The 25,174-nt window shown below is 69.4% G+C and carries 24 protein-coding genes; 7 read left to right on the top strand and 17 right to left on the bottom strand.

The genetic code is table 11. The features are described from left to right. The first annotated feature begins 115 nt into the window (after nucleotides 1-115). From DT019_RS14720 to DT019_RS14695, 5 genes are all read left to right on the top strand, one after another. Nucleotides 116-1,060 (top strand): hypothetical protein, encoded by a 945-nt coding sequence (locus DT019_RS14720; protein WP_189389525.1) that lies wholly within the window; start codon nucleotides 116-118, stop codon nucleotides 1,058-1,060. Between the two features lie 340 nt (nucleotides 1,061-1,400). Beyond that, a complete protein-coding gene (rplJ, locus tag DT019_RS14715) occupies nucleotides 1,401-1,931 on the top strand; it encodes a 50S ribosomal protein L10 (protein ID WP_114037214.1) in 531 nt (176 codons plus the stop codon). A 113-nt stretch (nucleotides 1,932-2,044) separates the two neighbouring features. After that, a complete protein-coding gene (gene rplL, locus DT019_RS14710; protein ID WP_114037213.1) occupies nucleotides 2,045-2,428 on the top strand; it encodes a 50S ribosomal protein L7/L12 in 384 nt (127 codons plus the stop codon). Between the two features lie 609 nt (nucleotides 2,429-3,037). Next, nucleotides 3,038-6,523, top strand: a complete 3,486-nt coding sequence (gene rpoB / locus DT019_RS14700) for a DNA-directed RNA polymerase subunit beta (protein ID WP_114037212.1) — start codon at nucleotides 3,038-3,040, stop codon at nucleotides 6,521-6,523. A gap of 95 nt (nucleotides 6,524-6,618) precedes the next feature. Continuing rightward, complete coding sequence (locus tag DT019_RS14695) at nucleotides 6,619-10,518, top strand: DNA-directed RNA polymerase subunit beta' (protein ID WP_114037211.1); 3,900 nt, start codon at nucleotides 6,619-6,621, stop codon at nucleotides 10,516-10,518. A 61-nt stretch (nucleotides 10,519-10,579) separates the two neighbouring features. On the opposite strand, the gene DT019_RS14690 is transcribed toward DT019_RS14695, so the two are convergent. From DT019_RS14690 to DT019_RS14640, 11 genes are all read right to left on the bottom strand, one after another. Further along, nucleotides 10,580-10,843 (bottom strand): hypothetical protein, encoded by a 264-nt coding sequence (locus tag DT019_RS14690; protein ID WP_114037277.1) that lies wholly within the window; start codon nucleotides 10,841-10,843, stop codon nucleotides 10,580-10,582. Next, complete coding sequence (locus DT019_RS14685; RefSeq protein ID WP_114037210.1) at nucleotides 10,830-11,072, bottom strand: hypothetical protein; 243 nt, start codon at nucleotides 11,070-11,072, stop codon at nucleotides 10,830-10,832. Before DT019_RS14685 ends, DT019_RS14690 begins: the two co-directional genes overlap by 14 nt. A 71-nt stretch (nucleotides 11,073-11,143) precedes the next feature. Then, nucleotides 11,144-12,070, bottom strand: coding sequence for a peptidoglycan-binding protein (locus DT019_RS14680; RefSeq protein ID WP_114037209.1), 927 nt, complete (start codon nucleotides 12,068-12,070; stop codon nucleotides 11,144-11,146). Nucleotides 12,071-12,146: 76 nt separating this feature from the next. Continuing rightward, a complete protein-coding gene (locus DT019_RS14675) occupies nucleotides 12,147-13,598 on the bottom strand; it encodes a phage tail protein (RefSeq protein WP_114037208.1) in 1,452 nt (483 codons plus the stop codon). Between the two features lie 48 nt (nucleotides 13,599-13,646). Next, nucleotides 13,647-14,360 carry a hypothetical protein gene (locus DT019_RS14670; RefSeq protein ID WP_114037207.1) on the bottom strand — a complete coding sequence of 238 codons (714 nt, stop codon included), beginning with the start codon at nucleotides 14,358-14,360 and terminating at the stop codon, nucleotides 13,647-13,649. Then, nucleotides 14,360-15,478, bottom strand: coding sequence for a hypothetical protein (locus tag DT019_RS14665; protein ID WP_114037276.1), 1,119 nt, complete (start codon nucleotides 15,476-15,478; stop codon nucleotides 14,360-14,362). The genes DT019_RS14670 and DT019_RS14665 overlap by 1 nt, the downstream gene beginning before the upstream one ends. 8 nt (nucleotides 15,479-15,486) lie before the next feature. Further along, a complete protein-coding gene (locus DT019_RS14660; protein ID WP_114037206.1) occupies nucleotides 15,487-16,599 on the bottom strand; it encodes a hypothetical protein in 1,113 nt (370 codons plus the stop codon). A gap of 42 nt (nucleotides 16,600-16,641) precedes the next feature. Beyond that, nucleotides 16,642-17,697 (bottom strand): phage distal tail protein, encoded by a 1,056-nt coding sequence (locus DT019_RS14655; RefSeq protein WP_114037205.1) that lies wholly within the window; start codon nucleotides 17,695-17,697, stop codon nucleotides 16,642-16,644. 25 nt (nucleotides 17,698-17,722) lie between these two features. Then, on the bottom strand, nucleotides 17,723-18,883 hold the full coding sequence (locus DT019_RS14650; protein WP_114037204.1) for a hypothetical protein: 1,161 nt from the start codon (nucleotides 18,881-18,883) through the stop codon (nucleotides 17,723-17,725). A gap of 39 nt (nucleotides 18,884-18,922) precedes the next feature. Then, on the bottom strand, nucleotides 18,923-19,987 hold the full coding sequence (locus DT019_RS14645; RefSeq protein ID WP_114037203.1) for a phage tail protein: 1,065 nt from the start codon (nucleotides 19,985-19,987) through the stop codon (nucleotides 18,923-18,925). A gap of 54 nt (nucleotides 19,988-20,041) precedes the next feature. Further along, nucleotides 20,042-20,707, bottom strand: a complete 666-nt coding sequence (locus DT019_RS14640; RefSeq protein ID WP_114037202.1) for a hypothetical protein — start codon at nucleotides 20,705-20,707, stop codon at nucleotides 20,042-20,044. Nucleotides 20,708-20,820: 113 nt separating this feature from the next. On the opposite strand from DT019_RS14640, the gene DT019_RS41055 reads away from it, so the two are divergent. Beyond that, nucleotides 20,821-21,249, top strand: coding sequence for a DUF3592 domain-containing protein (locus tag DT019_RS41055; protein ID WP_411292709.1), 429 nt, complete (start codon nucleotides 20,821-20,823; stop codon nucleotides 21,247-21,249). 22 nt (nucleotides 21,250-21,271) lie between these two features. Here the strand turns inward: DT019_RS41055 and DT019_RS14630 are convergent, their stop codons facing one another. The 4 genes from DT019_RS14630 to DT019_RS14615 form a co-directional block, all read right to left on the bottom strand. Beyond that, nucleotides 21,272-21,616, bottom strand: coding sequence for a hypothetical protein (locus DT019_RS14630; RefSeq protein WP_114037200.1), 345 nt, complete (start codon nucleotides 21,614-21,616; stop codon nucleotides 21,272-21,274). A 65-nt stretch (nucleotides 21,617-21,681) separates the two neighbouring features. Further along, nucleotides 21,682-21,972: a hypothetical protein gene (locus DT019_RS14625; protein WP_114037199.1), complete on the bottom strand. Its 291-nt coding sequence runs from the start codon at nucleotides 21,970-21,972 to the stop codon at nucleotides 21,682-21,684. 282 nt (nucleotides 21,973-22,254) lie between these two features. Then, entirely contained in the window at nucleotides 22,255-22,830 is a 576-nt protein-coding gene (locus tag DT019_RS14620; protein ID WP_114037198.1) for a phage tail protein, read from the bottom strand. A gap of 100 nt (nucleotides 22,831-22,930) precedes the next feature. Then, nucleotides 22,931-23,338, bottom strand: a complete 408-nt coding sequence (locus DT019_RS14615; RefSeq protein WP_114037197.1) for a hypothetical protein — start codon at nucleotides 23,336-23,338, stop codon at nucleotides 22,931-22,933. Nucleotides 23,339-23,836: 498 nt separating this feature from the next. On the opposite strand from DT019_RS14615, the gene DT019_RS14610 reads away from it, so the two are divergent. After that, complete coding sequence (locus tag DT019_RS14610; protein ID WP_223279494.1) at nucleotides 23,837-24,133, top strand: hypothetical protein; 297 nt, start codon at nucleotides 23,837-23,839, stop codon at nucleotides 24,131-24,133. A 73-nt stretch (nucleotides 24,134-24,206) separates the two neighbouring features. On the opposite strand, the gene DT019_RS14605 is transcribed toward DT019_RS14610, so the two are convergent. Continuing rightward, nucleotides 24,207-24,449 carry a hypothetical protein gene (locus DT019_RS14605; RefSeq protein ID WP_147267311.1) on the bottom strand — a complete coding sequence of 81 codons (243 nt, stop codon included), beginning with the start codon at nucleotides 24,447-24,449 and terminating at the stop codon, nucleotides 24,207-24,209. Then, a complete protein-coding gene (locus DT019_RS14600; protein ID WP_189389523.1) occupies nucleotides 24,446-25,159 on the bottom strand; it encodes a hypothetical protein in 714 nt (237 codons plus the stop codon). Before DT019_RS14600 ends, DT019_RS14605 begins: the two co-directional genes overlap by 4 nt. Nucleotides 25,160-25,174 lie beyond the last annotated feature (15 nt).

Here is a 25,174-nt window from a genome sequence, read left to right as displayed (position 1 = left end):
ACCGGCCCCCGCACCTCGTCAGAGGCGCGGGGGCCGGTTTTTTGCCTGTGTGCTGTCAGTGGAGCGCGTTACGGTGGGGAAGACTTCGCAGTTCGATCAATGGGGTGGGGACAAGATGAGCAGGTCCGTCGAGCGTGCCGGGACATCCATCGCGGCGATAGCGGTCCTGGTGGCGGCGACCGCCGGATGCCAGAGCGGTGGGGGCTCCAAGGAGGCCGCCGAAGCGCCGAGGAAGGCCACCCAGCAGTCGAGCCCCCAGGACACCCGCACGTGGCTCCAGGCGGCCTACAAGAAGACCTCCGCGGCCAAGTCGGCGAGGGTCACCCTGAAGATGTCGATGCCGGCCGGCGCGGGCTCGGGAGCCGGCGGTGACATGGAGATGAGCGGCGTCCAGTCGTGGGACCCGGTGGCGATGGACATGACCATGAGCGGCTCGGCCTTCGCCCAGGCCGGCAAGAACGCGCCGGACAAGATCCGCATGGTCCAGCTGGACAACGTCATGTACATGGACATGGGCGCCGCGGTGTCCCAGCACATGGACGGCAAGCACTGGATGAAGATGGACCTCGGCGCCCTGGCCTCGGCCGCCGGCGCGGGCGGGGGCGCCTCGCAGTCGCTGACCGGCGGCGCCGAGAAGCAGGACCCCGCCCAGCAGCTCGCCATCCTGACGGACTCGCCGAACGTCAAGCACCTCGGCACCGAGCAGATCGACGGGGCCCCGGCGGAGCACTACAAGGGCACCCTGACGGTGGAGGAGATGGCCGCGAGCAACAAGGCGCTCGACGGCATGTCCGCCCAGGACCGCCAGAAGCTCCTCGACACCGCGAAGCAGTCCGGCATCAAGGGCTACGACACCGAGCTCTGGGTCAACAAGGACGGCTACCCGGTGCAGATGAACCTCGGCATCACCACGCCGCAGGGCAAGATCGCCATGAACGCGCACTACTCGGACTACGGCGCCAAGGTGGCGGTGAAGGCCCCGTCGGCGGCCGAGACGTTCGACATGGCCGACATGATGAAGGGCGCGGGTGCGGCCGCGGGCACGGGCGAGAACGCCTGACGGGCCGCCTGCCGCAGGGGCCGGAGGCCCTCGCGGCGCCCGGCCCCGGCTCCCGTACCCGCACGCCGTATGAGCGGATTTGCTCGACCCGGGCGCCGTGACGTACGCTTCCCCAGAAGCCAAAGACCGCTGGTCGTTGCCGTACCCTCATCCGAGGGGGCGGTGGCCGAAGGATCCGCTGAATGCGGACGACCCGCGCAGGTGACCGTGGAAAGTTCCCGGATGTTCCTCTTCTGAGTGCAGCTGGTTGAGCTACGCCCCGTGCGCCTGCGCCGGGGCGTTTCGTATTGTTCAGCCCCTTCTGAGCGGTCCTCATCACCCGGAAGGAGGCCGACGCTCTATGGCAAGGCCCGACAAGGCTGCCGCGGTAGCCGAGCTCGCGGACCAGTTCCGCAGCTCGAACGCCGCCGTGCTGACCGAGTACCGGGGTCTCACCGTGGCGCAGCTCAAGATGCTGCGTCGTTCGCTCGGTGAGAACGCCCAGTACGCCGTGGTGAAGAACACGCTGACCAAGATTGCGGCCAACGAGGCCGGGATCACCTCGCTCGACGACCAGTTCAACGGTCCGACGGCGGTTGCCTTCATCACCGGTGACCCGGTGGAGTCGGCGAAGGGTCTTCGTGACTTCGCCAAGGAGAACCCGAACCTGATCATCAAGGGCGGTGTCCTTGATGGCAAGGCGCTGTCCGCCGATGAGATCAAGAAGCTTGCGGACCTCGAGTCCCGCGAGGTTCTGCTCAGCAAGCTGGCCGGCGCGTTCAAGGGCAAGCAGTCCCAGACTGCCTCGCTCCTCCAGGCGCTGCCGTCGAAGTTCGTCCGCACCGCGGAAGCGCTTCGCGTCAAGCTCGCCGAGCAGGGCGGTGCCGAGTAACTCGGCTCGCGCATTGATCGCGGCCCACTAGGGGCGCGGTCGCAGCGGGCCGAACGTACGCCCGCCTACATGTACATCCGGCACCCGCCGAATTAGTGGAAGGATCGCCCATCATGGCGAAGCTCAGCCAGGAAGACCTGCTCGCCCAGTTCGAGGAGATGACCCTCATCGAGCTCTCCGAGTTCGTGAAGGCCTTCGAGGAGAAGTTCGACGTCACCGCCGCCGCGGCCGTCGCCGTTGCCGGCCCCGCCGCCGGTGGCCCGGCCGCCGAGGCCGTCGAGGAGCAGGACGAGTTCGACGTCATCCTCGAGGGTGCCGGCGAGAAGAAGATCCAGGTCATCAAGGTCGTGCGCGAGCTGACCTCCCTGGGTCTGAAGGAGGCCAAGGACCTCGTCGACGGCACCCCGAAGCCGGTCCTCGAGAAGGTCGCCAAGGAGGCCGCTGACAAGGCTGCCGAGTCCCTCAAGGCCGCCGGCGCCTCCGTCACGGTCAAGTAACACCTCGCGGGTCCCTGACCCGCACCGTCCCGCAGGCGCGCCCGCGCGCCGCCGGACACCGCCAAGGGCGATCACCCATCCGGGTGGTCGCCCTTCGGCGTACCCGTGACGCCTGCCTTGCACGCGGCTCGTCGGGGAGTATGGTGATCTTCGCCGTCTGCTCGGCGAGGACGCAGGCGTACGCCCCGCAACGGCTCCCGCGGCGATCTCCGGGGAGCGGAGGGGTCTTGACGAACCGCACGCAGCGCGCAATTCTCAGGACGCGTCGTCACAACGATCCGGATCCGAGGCATGGATCGACGGCGAAGAGGGCAGTACTAATCTGCGTCTGCGCGGCGCACGGCTGACCGAGGTACCGAGGTACTTGAGAAGAGCAATGCGGGTCTCGAAAAATCCGCCCTGGACATCAGTGTGCCGAGTGGCTACACTGTCCCTTTGCGCTGCCTGTTAGCTGTCCCCTGCCCGTCACCAGGGGCATGCCCTCGCTTGAGCACCTCGGATTGAACCGCCCTGACCTGGCTTTTCCGGCCGAATCAGAAACGTCTCTCTCTGTGCCCACGTGGGACCGGTACGCGCGTAGTGAGTCCGAGCCCTCGGAAGGACCCCCTCTTGGCCGCCTCGCGCAACGCCTCGACCGCCAATACGAACAACGGCGCCAGCACCGCCCCGCTGCGCATCTCCTTTGCAAAGATCAAGGAGCCCCTCGAGGTTCCGAACCTTCTTGCGCTGCAGACCGAGAGCTTTGACTGGCTGCTCGGCAATGCCGCTTGGAAGTCTCGGGTCGAGGCCGCTCTCGAGAGTGGACAGGACGTCCCCACGAAGTCCGGTCTGGAGGAGATCTTCGAAGAGATCTCCCCGATCGAGGACTTCTCCGGGTCGATGTCGCTGACCTTCCGCGACCACCGCTTCGAGCCGCCGAAGAACTCGATCGACGAGTGCAAGGAGCGCGACTTCACGTTCGCGGCCCCGCTCTTCGTCACCGCCGAGTTCACCAACAACGAGACCGGCGAGATCAAGTCCCAGACGGTCTTCATGGGCGACTTCCCGCTCATGACCAACAAGGGCACCTTCGTCATCAACGGCACCGAGCGTGTCGTCGTGTCGCAGCTGGTCCGCTCGCCGGGTGTCTACTTCGACTCCAACATCGACAAGACGTCCGACAAGGACATCTTCACGGCCAAGATCATCCCGTCCCGGGGTGCCTGGCTCGAGATGGAGATCGACAAGCGCGACATGGTCGGTGTCCGCATCGACCGCAAGCGCAAGCAGTCCGTCACCGTTCTCCTGAAGGCTCTCGGTTGGACCACCGAGCAGATCCTCGAGGAGTTCGGTGAGTACGAGTCGATGCGCGCCACCCTGGAGAAGGACCACACCCAGGGCCAGGACGACGCGCTGCTCGACATCTACCGCAAGCTGCGTCCGGGCGAGCCGCCGACGCGCGAGGCCGCTCAGACGCTGCTCGAGAACCTCTACTTCAACCCGAAGCGCTACGACCTCGCGAAGGTCGGCCGCTACAAGGTGAACAAGAAGCTCGGCGCGGACGAGCCGCTGGACGCCGGCGTGCTCACCACCGACGACGTCATCGCGACCATCAAGTACCTGGTCAAGCTGCACGCCGGTGAGACCGAGACGGTCGGCGAGTCGGGTCGGAACATCGTCGTCGAGACCGACGACATCGACCACTTCGGCAACCGTCGTCTGCGCAACGTCGGCGAGCTCATCCAGAACCAGGTCCGTACGGGTCTGGCTCGTATGGAGCGCGTCGTGCGTGAGCGCATGACCACCCAGGACGTCGAGGCGATCACGCCGCAGACCCTGATCAACATCCGGCCGGTCGTCGCCTCTATCAAGGAGTTCTTCGGCACCAGCCAGCTGTCGCAGTTCATGGACCAGAACAACCCGCTGTCGGGTCTCACCCACAAGCGCCGTCTGTCGGCGCTCGGCCCGGGTGGTCTCTCGCGTGAGCGGGCCGGCTTCGAGGTCCGTGACGTGCACCCGTCGCACTACGGCCGCATGTGCCCGATCGAGACGCCCGAAGGCCCGAACATCGGTCTGATCGGTTCGCTCGCCTCGTACGGCCGGGTCAACGCGTTCGGCTTCATCGAGACGCCGTACCGCAAGGTCGTCGACGGCCAGGTCACCGACGAGGTCGACTACGTCACCGCCGACGAGGAGGACCGCTTCGTCATCGCGCAGGCCAACGCCGCGCTCAACGACGAGATGCGGTTCACCGAGCCGCGCGTGCTGGTCCGCCGCCGTGGTGGCGAGGTCGACTACGTGCCCGGCACCGAGGTCGACTACATGGACGTCTCGCCGCGCCAGATGGTGTCGGTCGCGACCGCCATGATCCCGTTCCTCGAGCACGACGACGCCAACCGTGCCCTCATGGGCGCGAACATGATGCGTCAGGCCGTGCCGCTGATCACGTCCGAGGCGCCGCTCGTCGGCACCGGCATGGAGTACCGCTGCGCGGTCGACGCCGGTGACGTCATCAAGGCGGAGAAGGCGGGTGTCGTCCAGGAGGTCTCCGCGGACTACATCACCGTCGCCAACGACGACGGCACGTACACCACGTACCGGATCGCCAAGTTCTCCCGCTCCAACCAGGGCACCTCGGTCAACCAGAAGGTTGTCGTCGACGAGGGCGCCCGCGTGATCGAGGGCCAGGTCCTGGCCGACGGTCCCGCCACCCAGCAGGGTGAGATGGCGCTGGGCAAGAACCTGCTCGTGGCGTTCATGCCGTGGGAGGGTCACAACTACGAGGACGCGATCATCCTGTCGCAGCGCCTCGTGCAGGACGACGTCCTCTCCTCGATCCACATCGAGGAGCACGAGGTCGACGCCCGTGACACCAAGCTCGGCCCGGAGGAGATCACCCGGGACATCCCGAACGTCTCCGAGGAGGTCCTCGCCGACCTCGACGAGCGCGGCATCATCCGTATCGGTGCCGAGGTCGTCGCCGGCGACATCCTCGTCGGCAAGGTCACGCCCAAGGGTGAGACCGAGCTGACGCCGGAGGAGCGCCTGCTCCGCGCGATCTTCGGTGAGAAGGCCCGCGAGGTCCGTGACACCTCCCTGAAGGTGCCGCACGGCGAGACCGGCAAGGTCATCGGCGTCCGCGTCTTCGACCGTGAAGAGGGCGACGAGCTGCCGCCGGGTGTGAACCAGCTGGTTCGCGTCTACGTGGCGCAGAAGCGCAAGATCACGGACGGTGACAAGCTCGCCGGCCGTCACGGCAACAAGGGTGTCATCTCCAAGATCCTGCCCATCGAGGACATGCCGTTCCTCGAGGACGGGACCCCGGTCGACATCATCCTCAACCCGCTCGGTGTCCCGTCCCGAATGAACCCGGGACAGGTCCTGGAGATCCACCTCGGCTGGCTCGCCAGCCGCGGCTGGGACGTCTCCGGTCTGGCCGACGACTGGGCCAAGCGTCTGCAGGCCATCGGCGCCGACCAGGTCGCCGCCGGTACCAACGTCGCGACCCCGGTCTTCGACGGCGCCCGCGAGGACGAGATCTCCGGTCTCTTCGAGGCCACGATCCCCAACCGCGACGGCGACCGCCTGGTCCGCCCGTCCGGCAAGGCGCAGCTCTTCGACGGCCGCTCCGGTGAGCCGTTCCCGGACCCGATCTCGGTCGGGTACATGTACATCCTGAAGCTGCACCACCTGGTCGACGACAAGCTGCACGCCCGCTCGACCGGTCCGTACTCGATGATCACCCAGCAGCCGCTGGGTGGTAAGGCCCAGTTCGGTGGCCAGCGCTTCGGTGAGATGGAGGTGTGGGCGCTGGAGGCATACGGCGCCGCGTACGCCCTCCAGGAGCTGCTGACCATCAAGTCCGACGACGTGACCGGCCGTGTGAAGGTCTACGAGGCCATCGTCAAGGGCGAGAACATTCCTGAGCCCGGCATTCCCGAGTCCTTCAAGGTGCTCATCAAGGAAATGCAGTCGCTCTGCCTCAACGTGGAGGTGCTGTCCTCGGACGGCATGTCCATCGAGATGCGCGACACGGACGAGGACGTCTTCCGCGCTGCGGAGGAGCTCGGTATCGACCTGTCCCGGCGCGAGCCGAGCAGCGTCGAAGAGGTCTGACGGGTCTGTAGGGGGCTCGACAAGAGCCCCCTACGTCCCCGGACCCCCCTCAGACCATCTTGAAGAATCGACCCCGAAAGAGGGATTGACGACAAGTGCTCGACGTCAACTTCTTCGACGAGCTGCGGATCGGCCTCGCCACCGCTGACGACATCCGTCAGTGGTCCCACGGTGAGGTCAAGAAGCCGGAGACCATCAACTACCGCACCCTCAAGCCCGAAAAGGACGGACTCTTCTGCGAGAAGATCTTCGGTCCGACCCGGGACTGGGAGTGCTACTGCGGCAAGTACAAGCGCGTCCGCTTCAAGGGCATCATCTGTGAGCGCTGTGGCGTAGAGGTCACGCGTGCCAAGGTGCGCCGCGAGCGGATGGGCCACATCGAGCTTGCCGCTCCCGTGACCCACATCTGGTACTTCAAGGGCGTTCCGTCGCGTCTTGGCTACCTGCTCGACCTCGCGCCGAAGGACCTCGAGAAGGTCATCTACTTCGCCGCGTACATGATCACGTTCGTGGACGAGGAGCGCCGTACGCGCGACCTGCCGTCGCTGGAGGCGCACGTCTCCGTCGAGCGTCAGCAGATCGAGAACCGTCGCGACTCGGACCTCGAAGCCCGCGCCAAGAAGCTCGAGACGGACCTCGCCGAGCTCGAGGCCGAGGGTGCCAAGGCCGATGTGCGCCGCAAGGTGCGCGAGGGTGCCGAGCGCGAGATGAAGCAGCTGCGCGACCGTTCGCAGCGCGAGATCGACCGTCTCGACGAGGTGTGGAGCCGCTTCAAGAACCTCAAGGTCCAGGACCTCGAGGGCGACGAGCTGCTCTACCGCGAGCTGCGTGACCGTTTCGGCACGTACTTCGACGGCTCGATGGGTGCCGCTGCCCTGCAGAAGCGCCTGGAGACCTTCGACCTCGACGAGGAGGCCGAGCGCCTCCGCGAGATCATCCGCACCGGCAAGGGCCAGAAGAAGACCCGTGCGCTCAAGCGCCTCAAGGTCGTCTCCGCGTTCCTGCAGACCAGCAACAGCCCCAAGGGCATGGTGCTGGACTGCGTGCCGGTCATCCCGCCGGACCTGCGTCCGATGGTGCAGCTGGACGGTGGCCGCTTCGCGACCTCCGACCTGAACGACCTGTACCGCCGCGTGATCAACCGCAACAACCGCCTCAAGCGACTCCTCGACCTCGGTGCGCCCGAGATCATCGTGAACAACGAGAAGCGCATGCTTCAGGAGGCCGTCGACGCGCTCTTCGACAACGGCCGTCGTGGTCGCCCGGTCACGGGCCCCGGCAACCGTCCGCTGAAGTCGCTGTCCGACATGCTCAAGGGCAAGCAGGGTCGATTCCGTCAGAACCTGCTCGGCAAGCGTGTGGACTACTCCGCGCGTTCCGTCATCGTCGTCGGTCCGCAGCTGAAGCTGCACCAGTGCGGTCTGCCGAAGGCCATGGCGCTGGAGCTCTTCAAGCCGTTCGTGATGAAGCGCCTGGTCGACCTGAACCACGCGCAGAACATCAAGAGCGCCAAGCGGATGGTCGAGCGCGGCCGCACGGTCGTGTACGACGTCCTCGAAGAGGTCATCGCCGAGCACCCGGTCCTGCTGAACCGTGCGCCCACGCTGCACCGCCTCGGCATCCAGGCCTTCGAGCCCCAGCTGGTCGAGGGCAAGGCCATCCAGATCCACCCGCTCGTCTGCACCGCGTTCAACGCGGACTTCGACGGTGACCAGATGGCCGTCCACCTGCCGCTCTCCGCGGAGGCGCAGGCCGAGGCCCGCATCCTGATGCTGTCCTCGAACAACATCCTGAAGCCGGCCGACGGTCGTCCCGTCACCATGCCGACCCAGGACATGGTGCTCGGCCTCTTCTTCCTCACCACGGACGAAGAGGAGCGCGAGGTGAAGGGCGCCGGGCGTTCCTTCAACTCGACCGCCGAGGCGATCATGGCGTTCGACGCCCGGGAGCTCTCGCTCCAGGCGAAGGTCGACATCCGCTTCCCGATCGGCACCGTCCCGCCGCGTGGCTGGACCCCGCCGCTCGACGAGGACGGCGAGACGACCTGGCAGCAGGGCGACTCGTTCCGGCTGCGTACGTCCCTGGGCCGCGCGCTCTTCAACGAGCTGCTGCCCGAGGACTACCCGTTCGTCGACTACTCGGTGGGCAAGAAGCAGCTCTCCGAGATCGTCAACGACCTCGCCGAGCGCTACCCCAAGGTCATCGTGGCGGCGACGCTCGACAACCTGAAGGCGGCCGGCTTCTACTGGGCGACCCGTTCCGGTGTCACCGTGGCCATCTCCGACGTCGTGGTCCCCGAGGCCAAGAAGGCGATCGTCGCGGGCTACGAGGCGCAGGACGAGAAGGTCCAGAAGCAGTACGAGCGCGGTCTGATCACCAAGGACGAGCGCACGCAGGAGCTCATCGCGATCTGGACCAAGGCGACCAACGAGGTTGCCGAGGCGATGAACGCGAACTTCCCCAAGACGAACCCCATCTTCATGATGGTTGACTCGGGTGCCCGAGGAAACATGATGCAGATGCGTCAGATCGCCGGTATGCGTGGTCTGGTGTCGAACGCGAAGAACGAGACCATCCCGCGTCCGATCAAGGCCTCGTTCCGCGAGGGCCTGACCGTGCTCGAGTACTTCATCTCGACCCACGGTGCCCGTAAGGGTCTCGCCGACACCGCCCTGCGTACCGCCGACTCGGGTTACCTGACCCGTCGTCTGGTGGACGTCTCGCAGGACGTCATCATCCGCGAGGAGGACTGCGGCACCGACCGCGGCCTCAAGCTCAAGATCGCGGAGCGGGGCGCCGACGGCGTGCTGCGCAAGACCGAGGACGTCGAGACCTCCGTCTACGCCCGCATGCTCGCCGAGGACGTCGTCGTCGACGGCAAGGTCATCGCGCCGGCCAACGTGGACCTCGGTGACGTGCTCATCGACGCCCTCGTGGGCGCGGGTGTCGAGGAGGTCAAGACCCGCTCGGTCCTGACCTGTGAGTCCGCGGTCGGCACCTGTGCCTTCTGCTACGGACGCTCGCTCGCCACCGGCAAGCTGGTCGACATCGGTGAGGCGGTCGGCATCATCGCCGCCCAGTCCATCGGTGAGCCCGGTACCCAGCTGACGATGCGTACCTTCCACACCGGTGGTGTGGCCGGTGACGACATCACGCAGGGTCTGCCGCGTGTCGTCGAGCTCTTCGAGGCCCGTACGCCCAAGGGTGTCGCGCCGATCTCGGAGGCCAAGGGCCGCGTCCGGATCGAGGAGACCGAGAAGACCAAGAAGATCGTCGTCACCCCGGACGACGGCAGCGAGGAGACGGCGTTCCCGATCTCCAAGCGTGCCCGTCTGCTGGTCGGCGAGGGCGACGCGGTCGAGGTGGGCCAGAAGCTCACCGTCGGTGCCACCAACCCGCACGACGTGCTGCGGATCCTCGGTCAGCGTGCGGTCCAGGTCCACCTGGTCGGCGAAGTCCAGAAGGTCTACAACTCGCAGGGCGTGTCGATCCACGACAAGCACATCGAGATCATCATCCGGCAGATGCTGCGCCGCGTGACGATCATCGAGTCCGGCGACGCGGAGCTGCTGCCGGGCGAGCTCGTCGAGCGCTCGAAGTTCGAGACCGAGAACCGTCGTGTGGTCACCGAGGGCGGTCACCCCGCCTCCGGCCGTCCGCAGCTGATGGGTATCACCAAGGCCTCGCTGGCGACGGAATCCTGGCTGTCGGCCGCCTCCTTCCAGGAGACGACCCGAGTCCTGACGGATGCGGCGATCAACGCCAAGTCCGACAGCCTCATCGGCCTCAAGGAGAACGTCATCATCGGTAAGCTCATCCCGGCCGGTACGGGTCTGTCCCGCTACCGCAACATCCGGGTCGAGCCGACCGAAGAGGCCAAGGCCGCGATGTACTCGGCCGTCGGCTACGACGACATCGACTACTCGCCGTTCGGCACGGGCTCCGGCCAGGCCGTTCCGCTGGAGGACTACGACTACGGTCCGTACAACCAGTAAGGCGTACGTCCCCCGAGGGGCGCCCACTCCGCTTGCGCGGGGTGGGCGCCCTTCGGGGTTTTCAGCGGGCGGCCAGCTGCCACAGGCCCAGCGCGGTGCCGGTCACCGCGGTGAGTGCGGCGATGCTCGCCACCGGCCAGCGGGCCCGCTCCAGCGCGTCCAACCGGCTCTCGTGGTCGGCGAGTTGGCGGTCGGTCTGGTCGCTGCGCTGGACGAGCAGGGCGAGCGCCCCATCGACCCGGGCGAACCCGGCCTCCAGGGTGCCGCGCAGCCGCTCCAGCTCCAGGGCGACCGCGACCGGGTCACCCGGGTCAGCCTCGGTCATCGGCGGCACCCGTGTGCTGGGGCCCGGTACGCAGCCATCCGGGCAACAGGCTCTGGACGGCGGGCAGCGCCATGACGCGGGACAGCCCGCCGGCCACGGCCAGTGCGCCGGCGACCCAGGGGAGACCCGCGGGGATGCCGGAGGCGTCCACGAGGGCGGGCAGCGCGAGCGCGAGGGCGACGGCGGTCTGCAGGACGGTCCGCAGGGCGTGCTTGGCGGCTTCGGACATGGGTTTCTCTTTTCTGGCGCGGAGATGGGGCCGGCCCCGGGAGCGGTGTACCGCGCCCGGAGCCGGGGCGGTCAGACGGTGTACGGGACCTTGAGGGCGTCCCAGGAGCTGCGGCCCGGTACGCCGTCGGCGTCCACGCCGTCGAAGCCGAGCCGGCGCTGCCACAGGGCGTACGAGGCGCGGTCGGTGGCGCTCCAGCGCGGGCCGGGGCCCTCGCTGTAGGCCGAGCAGCCCTCGGCCACCAGCCGTCGACCCATCGCGGTGATCACCGGCGAGTCCCGGCCCGCGGTGAAGAACTCGGCGCCGGGGAACGGCTGGAAGCGCCGCGGGCCGGTGGCGTTCTGGGCCGCGGTGAACGCGGCGGAGCTGTCGGAGACGGGCTTTCCGGCGAGCCGGGCGGCGATGCGCGCGCGCAGGGACGCCATGGCGAAGCCGCGCGGGTCGCTCTTCCAGTCCGACCACTCCAGATGGCCGATCACGCTCTTCGCGGACCAGCCGTGGGCCCGGCAGAGCGCGGCCGAGACCCGCTCGATCGCGTCGAGCTGGGCGGCCGGCCAAGGGTCCGAGCCGTCGCCGAGGTTGACGCACTCGAAGCCGTAGAAGCGGGCGTTGCCGTCGACCGCGCCCGAGCTGCCCTCGTGCTGCCGGGTGGCCGGGGGCCGGTCCCCGTAGTTCTCGGCGATGACGGCGTCCAGCACGGCCGGGTCGCCGCCCCCGGCGTGGTTGGCGCGGCCGTTGCCGACCAGGTGGACGGTGCCGTCCTTGGCGATGACGCCGTGGCACAGTGGGCCCGGCAGTTCGTCGTAGCCGTCGTAGCACAGGCGTACGGAGGCGTCGGTGCCGCTGCTCACGGTGTGGTGGACGATCACGCCGTTGACCGGGCCCCAGGCGCCCTTGTGGTTGCGGTTGTGCTCGCGCCAGCCGTCGATCTCGACGACACTGACGCCTTCGGCGCGCAGGGCACTCACAAAAGCCTCTGCGGACAGCGGAGTTGACATGCGGTTCCTCTCGGGTGGGGACGGACGAAGGCCCCCCGGGCGGGACCCGGGGGAGCCTTCGGGGTGCGGGGGCCGGTCAGGCGACGGCGGCCCAGAGCGCGTTGGTGTCGGTGACCACGGACTTGGGGGAGAAGCTGGTGGGCAGCGTGGCCTGGCCGGTGGCGGGCAGCCGGCCGTAGCGGGCGAAGGCGTTCGGCATCCGGGCCGAGCCCGCCGGCCGCTCACCGGCGCCCGCCGCCATCGCGAACGCGGGACCCTTGCCCGCCTCGGTGGGGCCGTTGATCAGGAGCGCCACCCAGTAGGTGCCGGCCGGGGCGTCGTAGGCCTTGGTCAGCGGGCACACGGCGGTGGCGCCGTCCTTGATGACGTCCTTGAGGGAGCCGGTGACACCCACGCGGGTGCCGTTCGCGTCGTACAGACCCGCGTACGTCGCCTCGCTGAGAGTGCCGCCGACGTAGCCGGTGCAGTAGAAGGCGACGCTGCTCACGGTGGCCGGGGTGTTGAGGCGGATGCCCATGAGGTAGACGGAGCCCGCCCCGCAGTACTGCGAGCGGTTGCCCGACGTCGTGGCCGGGTCGAAGCCCCAGGCCTTGAAGCCGAGGTCGCCGGGGGCCCAGCTGCCCGGGGTGGCGACCGCGTCGACGTACTCCTTGCGCGCCAGATGGGCCGGGGCGGTGGGCGGGGCCGCCGAGGAGGGCACGGCGGTGAACGTCTTGGCACCGTCGATGCTCTGCGCCCCGCTCAGCAGGACCGCCGAGCCCAGCGGGGCGGCGCCGACCGCGACGGCGTCCAGGACGACCTTGCCGGTGCGGTCGTTGACCGACTGCACCGGAATGCCCTCGGGGCGCACGTAGCGCAGATCTCCGGCGGCCTGGTCCAGTGCGTTGACGTCGGCCGCGCTCAGGACGACCGCGCCCTTCCTGCCGTTGACCGACGACACCGGGTCGACCGTGCCGGGCGGCAGCTGGGTGACGGGCACCCGGCCGGCCGCGTCGAGCGCGGCCACTCCGTTCGCGGCGCCGACCGAGGCAGCGGGCACGGCCTGCACGTCGGTGGGCGTGAGCACGATGTCGGCGGTGCCCTTGCCGTTCACGGACCGCACGGCGCCGGGCGCGCCCGCGGGTCCCGCCGGGCCCTGCGCACCGGCGGGTCCCGGCGGCCCGGGCACGGCCACGTACTCCGGGGCCCGCGGATCGGCGGGCGCGAGGTCGGCCAGGTCGACGACGGTCTGGGCGGCCGGGAGCACGATGCTGTACGTGCGGTTGGCGGACAGGCCGGAGAGCTGCTCGGTCACCGTGTACTGCCACGTGACCGGATTCATGCCCGGCGCGTCGGTGGCCGGCAGGACCGCCTTGATCCGGCCGTCGGTGTCGAGCTGGGCGACGATCGGGCCGCCCAGGATGACATCGCTCGCGGTGTGCGTGAGCAGGGTGGGGGCGCTGAAGGTGACCGTGCCGCTCAGGGCGAGGCCCGCCGGGGTGAGGTAGCGGGCGGTGACGGTCACCGTGGGAATGGTGGAGGGCAACACGGAGGGGCTCCTAGAACTGGGGGTCAGGAGAGGGGGACGGTCGCGGCGTCAGGACTTGACGCCGTACAGCGCGCGGGGCGAACAGCGGACGGTCGCGCCGGGCGCCCCGGCCCGGGCCTGCACCAGGAAGGTGACGGGGCTGTCGTACGCGGCGCCGATCGGCGCGGTGAACTCCAGCGTTCCCGTGGCGCTCGGCCCGACCTGGACGCCGTTGACGAGCAGCCGGACCTCGCCTCCCGGCGTCGCCGCGATCAGGCAGTACAGGTACGGGTGTTGGGCGATGGCGTTGCCGTTGTAGAGGGTGGTCCACTCGGCGGCCGAGGTGGCCTCCCAGCGGCCGGTGTCCTCCGGGGTGGGCAGCGGATACGGGATGTAGGGGCGGGCCAGGCCCTCGCCGCCGGTGTCGTCGGCGAACAGCGCGTTGCCCTTGCGGTCGAAGACCTTCACCGACTGGTTGGGCTGGAGATCGGGGGCGTCGGCGTGCACGGTGAGAGCCTTGGAACCGTCGTCGCGCCGCACGAAGAAGCCCTGCTGCTCCTCGCCGCCGGGCCGGGCCGGTGCGACCTGGCCGATGTAGAGGAGCTCGGCGCCCTTCTGCTCGTCGCGGTTGCGCACCGCGAGCTGCCCGCCGTCGCTGATGACGACGTTGCCGCCGCTGATCCGGTCCATGGCGGGCCGGGTGTTGGCGCTGCCCATCAGGGCGCGGACCTGGCGCTCCAGTCCGCGGATGCGGTCCAGGAGATCGGTGGGGATCGCGGCCATCAGGCGTCCTCCGGTTCCAGATAGAGCTTGGCGGTCTCGCCGCGACCGCGCCCTGGCGGTGTCACGGTCAGGCCGACGACCCGGTGGCGCGGGTCGGTGCCGTCCTGGTGCCAGCCGTCGCGGATGCGCAGCAGCACCGACGAGCCGATGAGGGCGGGGGTAATGCGGCCGTCGACGCGGATGGTGACCTCGGGGATCACCTGCGGGCGCCTGGCCCGGGCCAGTTCGGCCCGGGCCAGGCTGTCCAGGACGGCCTTGTCCGAGACCCCGCTGTGGTCCGAGGAACCTTCGAGCCGGGGCCACCCCGCCTCCAGGTCGTCGGCGGCGATGGCGGGGTCGGCCAGCTGGGGGAGCGAGGCCGCGGCGTTGTTGTTGTTCGCCGTCTCGCCTCGGGCCAGCCACACGTTGGCCTGCACGGTCGAGTCTGTCGGCAGGCTGTAGGTGAGCACCGGCCCCGGCCGGTCCAGGACGATCGGCACCGAGCCGGTACGGATCTTCGGGTGGCCCAGCTGGAGCTTTTTGACCCGGGCGCCGGTCTCGGAGTCGCGGTAGCACTGGACGCGCCACTCGAAGCCGTACTGGAGTGCGGCGAGCGCGTCGATCAGCTCGCCGACCCGGGCGAGGTCGGTGCGGGCATAGGCATGGGTGCCGAGCACGCCCGACAGGTCGTCGTCGAGGACGATCCCGATGTCGCCGCCGGGCTGCTCCTGGACGTGCCGCACCAGCGCGCGGGCGATGTCGAACTGGTCGGTGCCGGGTGCTGGGAAGGCCAGGTCGCCGGAGAGGATGCGGTGGTCGAGGTAGGAGCCGAAGGTGCCCGCCTGGATCTGCACCTCCAGACGGCCGCGCTCGTCGCCGGCCGGTGTGCAGGTCCACAGGATGCCGCCCCACCAGATGTCGGAGCCGCGCTCCAGCCAGACCGCGGTGCGGCCGGGCCGGAGCGCCTCGCGGGCTCGCCGCGCGAGCGCCGGGTCGGGCAGCGGCACGGTGGCGCGCAGCTGCCCCGGCTTGCCGATGAAGTCGTCGAACTCGACCTCGGTGAGCGGCAGCGCGTCGATGACCCGGTCGGTGCGCAGGTCGCAGAACAGGGCGCGGTAGGTGACCTCGCCCGTCGGCATCACCCGGTTCACGGGGCGACCTCGTAGGTGCCCCACACCTCGTACCAGCTGCCGGGCACCGGCGGCATCGGGTCGTCGGCGTCGACCCAGACGCCGGTGGCCTTGCCGCTGGGCTGGATGGTGGACCAGTTACGGGCCACGCCGTTGGGGTGGTAGGCGGTGCTCGTCTCGGCGCCGCCGTAGAAGTAGCCGCCGGGGTCGCCGCCGGTGCGGGCGCGGAAGTTGACGGTCAGGCCGCGCGGACCCGCCGGGCGGACCGGGAGCGTCAGGTACCAGTTGCCGTTCCTGCCGGGGCCTCCCCAGGTGCTGGTCGACCCGATGGCGAGAGCGGCCTGGAAGTGAACGATCGGGCCGTCCTTGATGTACCGGCCCCACAGCGAACCGTTGCCGATCTTCGGGACCGGGGCGCCGGCGGTGGCCTGGCCCCAGGCCGGGGTGTAGTCCTGCCAGCCCGGGCGCGGCTCCGGGTAGGGCCGCCACTCCGTGCCGTTCCAGCGCTCCAGGCTGCCGCCGTTGTCGCGGTACTGGCCGGGGTAGGAGCCGCGGTAGGCGGGGCCGCCCGCGGGGATGATGCCGCCGACGGACGCGGTGGGGCGACGCAGGTCCTTCACGGCGGTGGCCCAGTCGATGCCGCCGCTGCCCGCCGAGGCCCCGGCCGGCACCTTCACCTCGGCGAGCGCGAGGGCCGCCTCCGGCACTTTGGGGGCGACGGGCGAGGCGGCGTAGTCGCCCTGGACGACTTCGAGAACGGCGGCGGTCTTGCCCACGTCGTCGTACACCCGCACCACGACGAGGTCGACGCGCGGCAGGCCCGGGTCGCCGTCCAGGAAGGTGAGGCTCGTGTACTCGGCGATGTAGACGGGGTAGGCGCCCGCGCCGGCCCGGCCCTGGATCACGGCCCGGCCCGGCGCGACGAGCGCGCTCATGCCCGCCGTCTCGCCGAAGACGTACAGACCGGACATGAGGAACTGGCCCTCGGGCGAGCCGGGGATCACGCCGCTCCGGGTGGCGAGCGGGCCGTCGGGGGCCATGGTGCCGATCGGGGCCAGCCGGGTGTCGAGCCGGGACTGACCGCCGTTGCCGTCGGTGCTGTTGAGCAGCCAGGCACTGCCGATGTTCATGCGATCTCCTTGGTGGTGTACGGGAGTTGAGGTGCGGGCGGTCTACCAGTGGGCGTTGCGCCAGGTGACCGTCGCCGACGGCTGGGGCCCGGCGGGGGCGGCCGAGCCCGCCGCGCAGCGGAAGCCGAACGTGCTCTGGCCCGGCTCCAGCTGGAAGAGCTGCTCGGGCGTGGACCAGGCCGAGGCCGTGTGGATGCGCGAGGCGGTGCCGTTGAGCAGCACGGTGCCCGCGCCGGTGTCGACGGTGAGCACGTCGGACGCGGCCAGCGCGATGTCGTACTCCAGGCGCAGACCGTCGGCGAGCCGGGTCAGCGACGGCTTGCGGACCGGGCCGCGGAACTCGATCACCGGGTTGGCCGGGGCGTCGCCGCTGTTGAACGCGGTGATGAGTCCGGTGGACCGGGCCGTGCCCCAGCCGAGCGGCCAGGCGAGACCGGACGCGGGGTCGGGTGTCCGCGGCCCCGCGGCGGGCGCGAGGACCGGTGCGGTACCGGTTCCCGGCCGAGTTTCCTCGTCGGGCTTCGGCGGGGGCTGGTTGGGGTCGGGAACCTGGGCGGGCGGCCGCTCCCAGGTCAGACCCGTCTCGGGCAGCGGAAGCCCGGTGCGCGCGGACAGCACGTCGAGGGAGAAGCGGCGCGGGTCGGCGCAGACCCACTGCACGGCGGCCTTGGCGGCCCCCCGGGTGACGTACATGCGGTCGTGCGGAATGGACCGCTGGCTGATCCGGGCCCGCACGGCCAGCGTCTCGCCGTGCAGCCGTACCGCGAGCCACTGCTCACCGGAGTGCACCGAGGTCGCGGCGCGGAACCGCTGCGCCACGGCGGCCGCCTGTTCCCGCTGGTCGGGCAGCAGCCATACGGACGCGGTGACGGTACGGGGCTGCGACCACTGGGCGCCGGGCCAGGCGCCGTGCTGGTCGGGGCGCAGGACGTCGCCGCTGTCGAGGCCGGGCAGGTCGGACCAGCCGGTGAGACCGCTGTCGGCTATCTCGTAGTCGGTGCCGGGCCCGAAAAGAAGCCCGGCCCACTGGATCTGCCCGTCGCGGGTGATCAGTGAGCCGGGGGGTTCGGTCGTGGTGGTCAACTGTATTGGGGGCATGCGTGGTTGGCCCTCACCTTCTCGGTTACGTCGTGTGCGCCAGGAAGAGCAGTTCCTCGGCGATGCCGTACGAGCCGCGGCCCTCGGGCTCGTGGTAGTGCTCGATGCGGGGCGCCCGGGCGCCGGTCCGCCCGGTGCGGGCCGCTTCGGCGGTGCGGGCGAGCAGCGTGTCGAGCCTGGACAGCGGCAGCACGACCTCGGCCTCGCCCGCCTCGGCGAGGATCACCGGAACGCCTTCGGTACGGGGTGTGACGACCCCGCCCGCGGCGAGCATCGGGATCTTGTCGAGGTCGACGCCGAAGTGCTTGCCGAGGAAGTCGAAGCTCAGCTTGTTGAGGCCGTCGATGACCCAGTTGGCGAAGGCGATGAGCCCGTTGATGGGGCCCTTGATGACGCCGACGGCCATCTGGAAGCCGCTCTCCAGGAAGCCGCCCATGCCGTGCAGGGCCCTCTCCATCGCGGAGTTGACGGAACGGAAGCCGCCGGGAAGGGACTTGGTGATCCAGCCGACGGCGGGCTTCAGGACCTGGGCCAGGCCTTTCCAGAACCCGAGGACGACGGTCAGATAGCCGGTGATGACGGGGGCGACGTAGGTCAGGGCGGTCTCGATGAGGCCCCCGACGTCGGCGAACACCGTCTCCATGATCTGCCGCCCGAGCTCGGAGTCGAGCGCGAACTCGATGAGCTGTTCCGCGAAGGGGGCCAGCAGGGTGACGACCAGGACCCAGGGGTTGGCCTTCATGACCAGGTTCACCGTGGTCATCACCGCACCGGCGATCTTCAGATTGCCGCCGAGGATCGTGGCGACCTTGCCGAGCGCGCCGGACCCCTTGCCCACGATGCCGAGGGACTTGGCGCTGAGGTCGGAGTTCCGCTTCAGGTTCTTGAGTTCGCGGGTGGCGCCCCGGGCGCCGGACTTCACCTTCAGGACGCCGGTGTGGGCCCCGGGTGCCTGCCGCCCCAGCGCGCCCACCGCGCGACCGGCGGCATCGGCTCCGGTCGCGAACTGCTTGAGGATCTTCCCGGTCTGCGCGGCGGAGGCCCTGATCCGGTCGACGGCGCGGGCCGCACCGGTGAGACCGGTCGTGGCGCTTGCGGCGGCCCGGGCGGCCTGGCCCGCCGATCCGCCGAAGCTACGGAAGGCGCCGCTGGAGTTGGCGAGCGGATGCGGCTGGGCCGCGGCCATGGCGGTCCTCCCTTCGGGAACGCGGAGGCGTTGGCCGGCTCATCCGCGCGCCTTGGCGAGGAAGAGCAGGGCACGGGCGGTGTCCTGGGGGTCGGTGTTCTGGGTGGCGTAGTAGTTCTCGATGTGGAACCCGTCGCCGTGGCCGTTGGACCCGACCGGGGCGGCAGCGGCACGGGCCGCGGTACGGCTCAGCAGGCGGTCGAGTCGGGACAGCGGCAGGACCGCCTCCGCCTCGCCCGCCTCGGCCACGATCGCGGGCACGCCTCCGCTGCGCGGAGCGACGATGCCGCCCTCCGCGAGCATCGGGATGCGCGGGATGTTCACGCCGAAGGTCTTGCCGCCGACGAGCGGGACCCAGCCGGGGATCGAGACGTGGATGCCGTTGAGGGCGCCGATGGCGGAGTTGATGAGCCCGATGACCATGTTGAGCGGCGACTTCACCGCCGACAGGATCCCGTCGAACACCCCGCCCGCGAACCGGGAGAGCCCGCCCCAGGCGCTCGACAGGGCGTTCTTGACGGTGTCGAACGCGCCGGGGATGAAGCTGGCGATCCACAGCGCGATGGGCAGGATCGCCCCCTTGATCCCGTTCCAGACGCTCGAAATGATCTTCCCGGTGCTCTTCATGAGGGGCCCGATCGCCTTCATGACGGTGTCGACCACCTTGCCGATCACGTCGAAGGCCACCTTCATGATCTTCTGCATCGCCTTCGACTTGGTCGCCATGGCGACGACCTTCTCGATCAGCGGGGCGAAGAGTTCGAGCAGCATCCCGATGACGTTGCCCTTCATGGCCTTGTTGAGCCCCTTGAACCCCCCGTCGGCCTTCTTGAGGCCGCCCTGGAGCTTCCCCATGGAGACCCCGCCGGTCCCGGCGTCCTTGCCGACCTTCCCGACGGACTTCGCCGCCTGGTCGGCGGCGGTCTTCATCCCCTTGAGCTCCTTGGCGGACTGCTGAGCGGCCCCCTTGATCCGCCCCACCCCGGCCTGGGCCGCCCCGGCCTGCCTGCCGAGCGCCCCGGCGGAGCGGCCGGCGCCGTCTATTCCTGTTTTGAATCCCTTTAGGGAGCTGGAGGCTCGGGTTAGGGATTGGACTAGTGACATGTCTTATTCCGATCGGCTCTCTCGCGATGTCCGGAGGGCTGGAGCGGGCTTTAATCAGTGCCCGACCAGCTCGCTTTCAAGAGTTGCGATCTGCCGTCCCAGGCTCTGAACGGTCTGGCCGATCGCTCGCGTGTCTTGTTGGACTCTTTCCCGGGCCCGCTTGGTGGCGTCTTCTGCCGCCTTCGCCTCGTCCCGCATTCGTTGGGCCCGTTGTATTTCAGGCCGCGCGTTGTAGTACGCGGTACGGAACGCTGCGACATCCTCCCTCGCTTTCCTCACCTTTTCGGTGTCGCGAGGGTCAAGTCGGGCCGCAGCCACGCTGCTTTGCGCGTTCTCTCCGGACTTGTTGAGCTTTCCGTGGATCTTGGTTGCCCGCTTGTCCGCAGCTTCCTGCTTCTGTTTATCATCCCTGGCATGGGGCCAGGTCCATTTCTGCTTCCCGGCGAAGACGATCCCCTTCTCGTCCACCTTCAGCAGCGCGCCGTCAATCTTCACAGGGGTGAAGCCGAGGGCTAGGGCGCCCAGCCCAACCTTCACCCCCTCAACGCTTGAACTCAGTGCACTGATGGTGTTGGCCCAGCCGTTCACCGTCAGGCCGAGGCCGTTGACCGCGAAGCTGACGTCATTGATCTTCTTGTTGTATGTGCTGTGCTCCTTCTCGGTGTCCTCAAATTTCTTGACGAAATAGTCGGGTACCAGAGGTCCTGGATCGATGGCCATTCTTCACCTCATCGGTTCGACGTCGATGAACTTCTTGATCTTTTTGTCGTCCGTGTGGTACTTTGCCTTGATTTTGCGAACTGTGTGATCTTGGAGGGGTTGTGCCCGGATGGATGTATCAGAATTCTCTGTGGCTTATTTATGCGTTCCTCATGCTCCTGCCGACCGCTATATACGTCATTCCGTTCGGGGTGCGTCCGTTGCTCACGGAGCGTCGACTCCGCAAATCGGGCGTGACGGTTCCAGCCGTATGTACGGGTGCCTCCTATGATGAGGGGCGCGTGGCAGAATTCTTTAAATTTACGACACTCGACGGAAACCGGACTTCGTACCGGAGTCCTTTGGCGGACGGGCGCATGTCATACGACGGCGAAGAGGTGCGGATCATTTACGACCCCAGGGCGCCGCACAGCAGGGCGCGCACGGAAATGGAGCTCTTCGGTGGCAGGTCCCAGGCTCGTGGAGATCTGAGAAATGGGTTCTTGTTGCTGCTCGCCATAAACGTCATGGTTTTGCCGTTTGGTGTGTTGTACCTCATTTGACCGGGTGCGCCGTGCCGGGTGATCAGGAGAAAAACCGCGCAAGCTGCTCGGGATCGGGCAGCTCGGATTCACGCGGCTCATCGCCGTGTTGGGGCTGGACGGCCGAGCTCTCGGGCGGGCCCGGCCGCGGCACCGCCTCCGGATATTCCAAAGGCTCCGCGTCCTCGCCCGAATTGATCGTCGCCGTCATCCAGTTGGCCACCGCCAAGTGGTCCACCGTCGCCGCCAGAAGGTGGGTGGACGCGTCCCACTCCACCGCCTCGCCGTGCAGGTCGCGGTTGACCGCGCTGTCGCGCGGCAGGTGCTTGACCAAGACGGCGAGGCGGCGGGAGGACACCGCGCCGCGGTGCCAGTCCAGCAAATCCACGCCGTAGTGGCGCAGCAGATCGGCCTCAAGAGCCTCGGCGTGTTCTTCGACGAACGCGTCGAGGCTCAGTCTTCCCCCAGGCCGAGCCCGGTCTCCTTGCCGTACGCCTCCAGGATCGCCGCGATGTCCTGCATCGTGATGTCGTGCTCCAGGAACCGCTTGAACTGCGCCTCGCCCAGGAGCAGTCCGAGCAGCCCGTCGACGTCGCTGTCGTCGAGGGCGCGCAGGGCACGCGCCGTGCGGTGGCCGATCTCGGTGGGGAGTTCGAAGGTGTCGCCGTCCAACTGGAAGGACCAGGCGGCCCCGTGGGCCTCAAGCCGCTGGGCGCGGGCCGCGTTGACATCGAATCCGGTCATGGTGCTGCTCCTCAGGGTGGGAGTGGGGGCGCCGCCCCGGGCAGGGGAGGGCGGGGCGGCGCCGATTCAGGTGGTACGAGAGGGGGCGGGGCCGACGCTCGCGAGCCGACTTCCGCCCCCGAAGGGGGACAGGGAGGACCAAGCCCCTTCCGTCCCCGGCGGGACAGGGGGACGGATGCCTTCCGCCCCGGTGGGGCAGTGGGGACGGGCCTTCCGCCCCCGGTGGAACAAAGGGGGGGCCGCTCCCAAGGCGGGCGTGGGCCAACTCCCGCTCCGTACGCGCTACTTCGTCGCGTACGCCTTGTCCTTCATCAGCCACGTCGCCAGCGGCGCGTCCGCCTTCGCGGCCATCGCGGTGAAGGTGACGCCCAGCTTGACCGCGCCCTTGCGGTTGAGGTCGACGTCGTCAGAGACGGTCACCAGGCCGCGCGGCACCACGAAGCGGTAGCGCACCTCGGTGCCGTCGCTGAACTCGACGCCCAGCGCGCGCTCGTCCTCGCCCTGGTCGCTGTGGATCTCGTACTTGTAGAGGCCCGAGTTCGGGGCGGTCTCCACGACCTCGCCGCCGCCGAAGAAGAACGGCAGGGTGTCCTCGTTGAGCTGGAGCATGCCGAACTTCAGGGTGAGCTCGCGCTCGGTGTAGATCGTGCGGGCCGGGGTCAGGGACTGCCAGGTGTCGATGTTGGCGGTCTTGCCCTTGCGGCCGAACTTCACGCCGTCGGTGCTGGTGTAGCCCAGGTCGTGCCAGGCGGGGCCCCACTCGGTCGTGGTGTCGGCGGGGGCGTCGGTGCCGACCTTGGCGAGGAAGATGCGGCCGGTGCCGGCCACGCGGATCTCGCTCGGGTTCATTCCGGACATGCGGTTCTCCTTGTTGGTGCGGGACGTCGTTCGGGACGTTCGTTCGGGGCATGCGAAAGGCCCCGCCGGATTCGGCGAGGACCTGGTGGAGGAAGGGTGGTCAGGACGGGCGGAGCGACAGGCGCACCGTCGTGAGGTAGCGGTTGCCGGTCGGCCGGTTGTAGTCCGGCAGCCAGCGCACCGCTTCGGTCTCGACGACGTCGGTGACGACGGCCGTTCCGTACGTGGTGCCGCGCAGCTGGAGGAGTGCCGCGCGGACCGACAGCGACACGGTGTGCGCCGTCGTCTTGGTCGGTCCGTAAACCTCCAGCTCGACGAGCGGCTGGTCGAGATGGAGGTCGTCGACCCAGGCGCCGCCGGTCCGGGAGACCAGCACCGCCTGCTGCGTACCGTCGAAGGGGACGGGCGGGCGGTTGTCGACCGTCACCCCGGCCAGCTCGGGCCGGTACTTGAGGCGGTCGACGATCAGGCGTTCCACATCGGGGAACGCGAGCAGGGCCTCGTTCAACCGGGCCTCCTTTCGATGGGAGGGGAGGGGGAGCGGTTCGTCCGGCCGACCGCCGGGGCGGCCGGGGTGCGCGTCGAACGGCCGGTGCGTCCGGTCCGCGGTGGGCAGCGCGGAGGGCGGGAGAGCGGGCTGCCGTGCGGCCCGTACGCACCGGGCGCTCAACGCGAAGCGGCGGACGCCGTGGCCCCGTTGGGGGCACAGCTCCGCCGCTGCACTTATTGTGAACGAGATCGCGCGGGCTCGCAACTTGGTGTTTCTGGCTCGCAATTACGAGGCTCTGGCGCGAAGGCTGTCACAACCCCCGGGCGCCGGGGGTTCAGAGGTGTGGCCCTCAGGGAACACAGTGTCAGTTCCTCGGGTTAGGTTGGTGGTTGTGGCCGCACTCTGGGGCATCTCGTGACAGATCTCAGGCAGGGGCACGGAAGGGCATATGGACCGGCAAAGAGCACCTGGGGGTGGCATGAGCGAGCAGGTCGTGGGGTGCGGAGGGGGCGCGCGGTGAGTGTGTACAGCGAGCGCGTCTCGGACGTCGTGATCGCCAGCGTGGAGGTGGCCGCCGACTCCGCCACCGCCGGATCCTTCACTCCCGAGGTCGCCCGCGCGCTCACCGCCGTCGTCGGCAAGGTGGCGGAGCGGGCCATGGGGGACGCGGAGCTCAACGGATTCGTCACCGGCTGGCAGGAGGCCATGGCCACCCTGGAGGGCGACGCCCCGGCCGACGCGCAGGTCTACCAGGTGCCCGCGTGGGACGTGCGCGGCCAGACCGGCCGCAATGGTTCGCCCCGGGTCCGCTGACGGTCCGCCCGCCGACGTGCATACGAGTGCCCCGCGGCCGTTGTGGCCGCGGGGCACTCGCATGCAGAGGCGATCAGGGGCGGAGTTCGTGGGCCCGGCGCGTCGCGCGCTCCGCGGCGAAGACGTCCGCCAGGTGGAAGAGGTGGCTGCGGCCGCTGCGGCCCGCCGGCGCGATGTGCCCGAGCTGGACCCACTTGCGGATGGTGTCCGGGGCGACCGCGGCCTCCTCGGCCGCCATGGCCGTCGTGACGAGCGCCGCGGCCACCGCGTAACGCGTGGTCGTACGAGGCGTACGGGTCGCACTCGCCGCCGTCACCGGGAGACCCCTCGCGCCGAGCGACCCGGGGCGAGCGGGAGCCGCTCCGTCCCGCGCGCCGAGCGGGACGTGCCCTCGGCCGAGTGGTCCGGCGCCTCCTGAGCCGCCGTCAGCTCGGACAGGTCGCCGTTCGTCGCCTCCGCGAGGCGGTGCCAGGCGGCGCGGGGCCAGGAGTGCCGGTGCGCCACGTCCGTAAGGCAGCCGCACTCCGTATCCGCACAGCGGCAGCCCGGGTTGACACACAGCGCGGTCTCGCGGTGCGGGAAGACGCGCAGGGACACGGAGTCGCAGTGCGGGCAGCGGCCGCCCACGCGGACCGGACTCTCGGTGTCGCCCAGCGCCAGCGAGCAGCGGCGGGCCATCCGCCGGGCCTCGCCGCGTACGTGCTCGGCCAGGACCGGGTGGGCGGCGACCTGGTCGAGGAGCCCGATCAGCCGGGCGAGGCGCTGCTCGACCGTGCCGCGCGGCGGGCGCGGCAGGCGCAGCTTCTCGCGGACCGCTTCCTCCAGCTCCACCACACCGTCGGTGATGTCGCGGATGGTGTCGGAGACGAACAGGCGTATCGGGGCGCCCGGCGCGGTGGGCCGCCCCGAGTGCCCGGTGCCGGGCGGACGGGCGCCCCGGCTGGGCGCGAGCTCTTGGTGCAGTTCGGGGAACTGGCGGAGCAGGACGCCCAGCCAGACGGCGGCCGGGTCGGGACGATTGCTCATGACTGCTGCTCCTGT

This window comes from Streptomyces sp. SDr-06 (assembly GCF_003324565.1).
Lineage (GTDB): Bacteria > Actinomycetota > Actinomycetes > Streptomycetales > Streptomycetaceae > Streptomyces.
The sequence above is the reverse complement of the archived record's forward strand: the minus strand, read 5'-3'. Positions and strand labels throughout refer to the sequence as shown.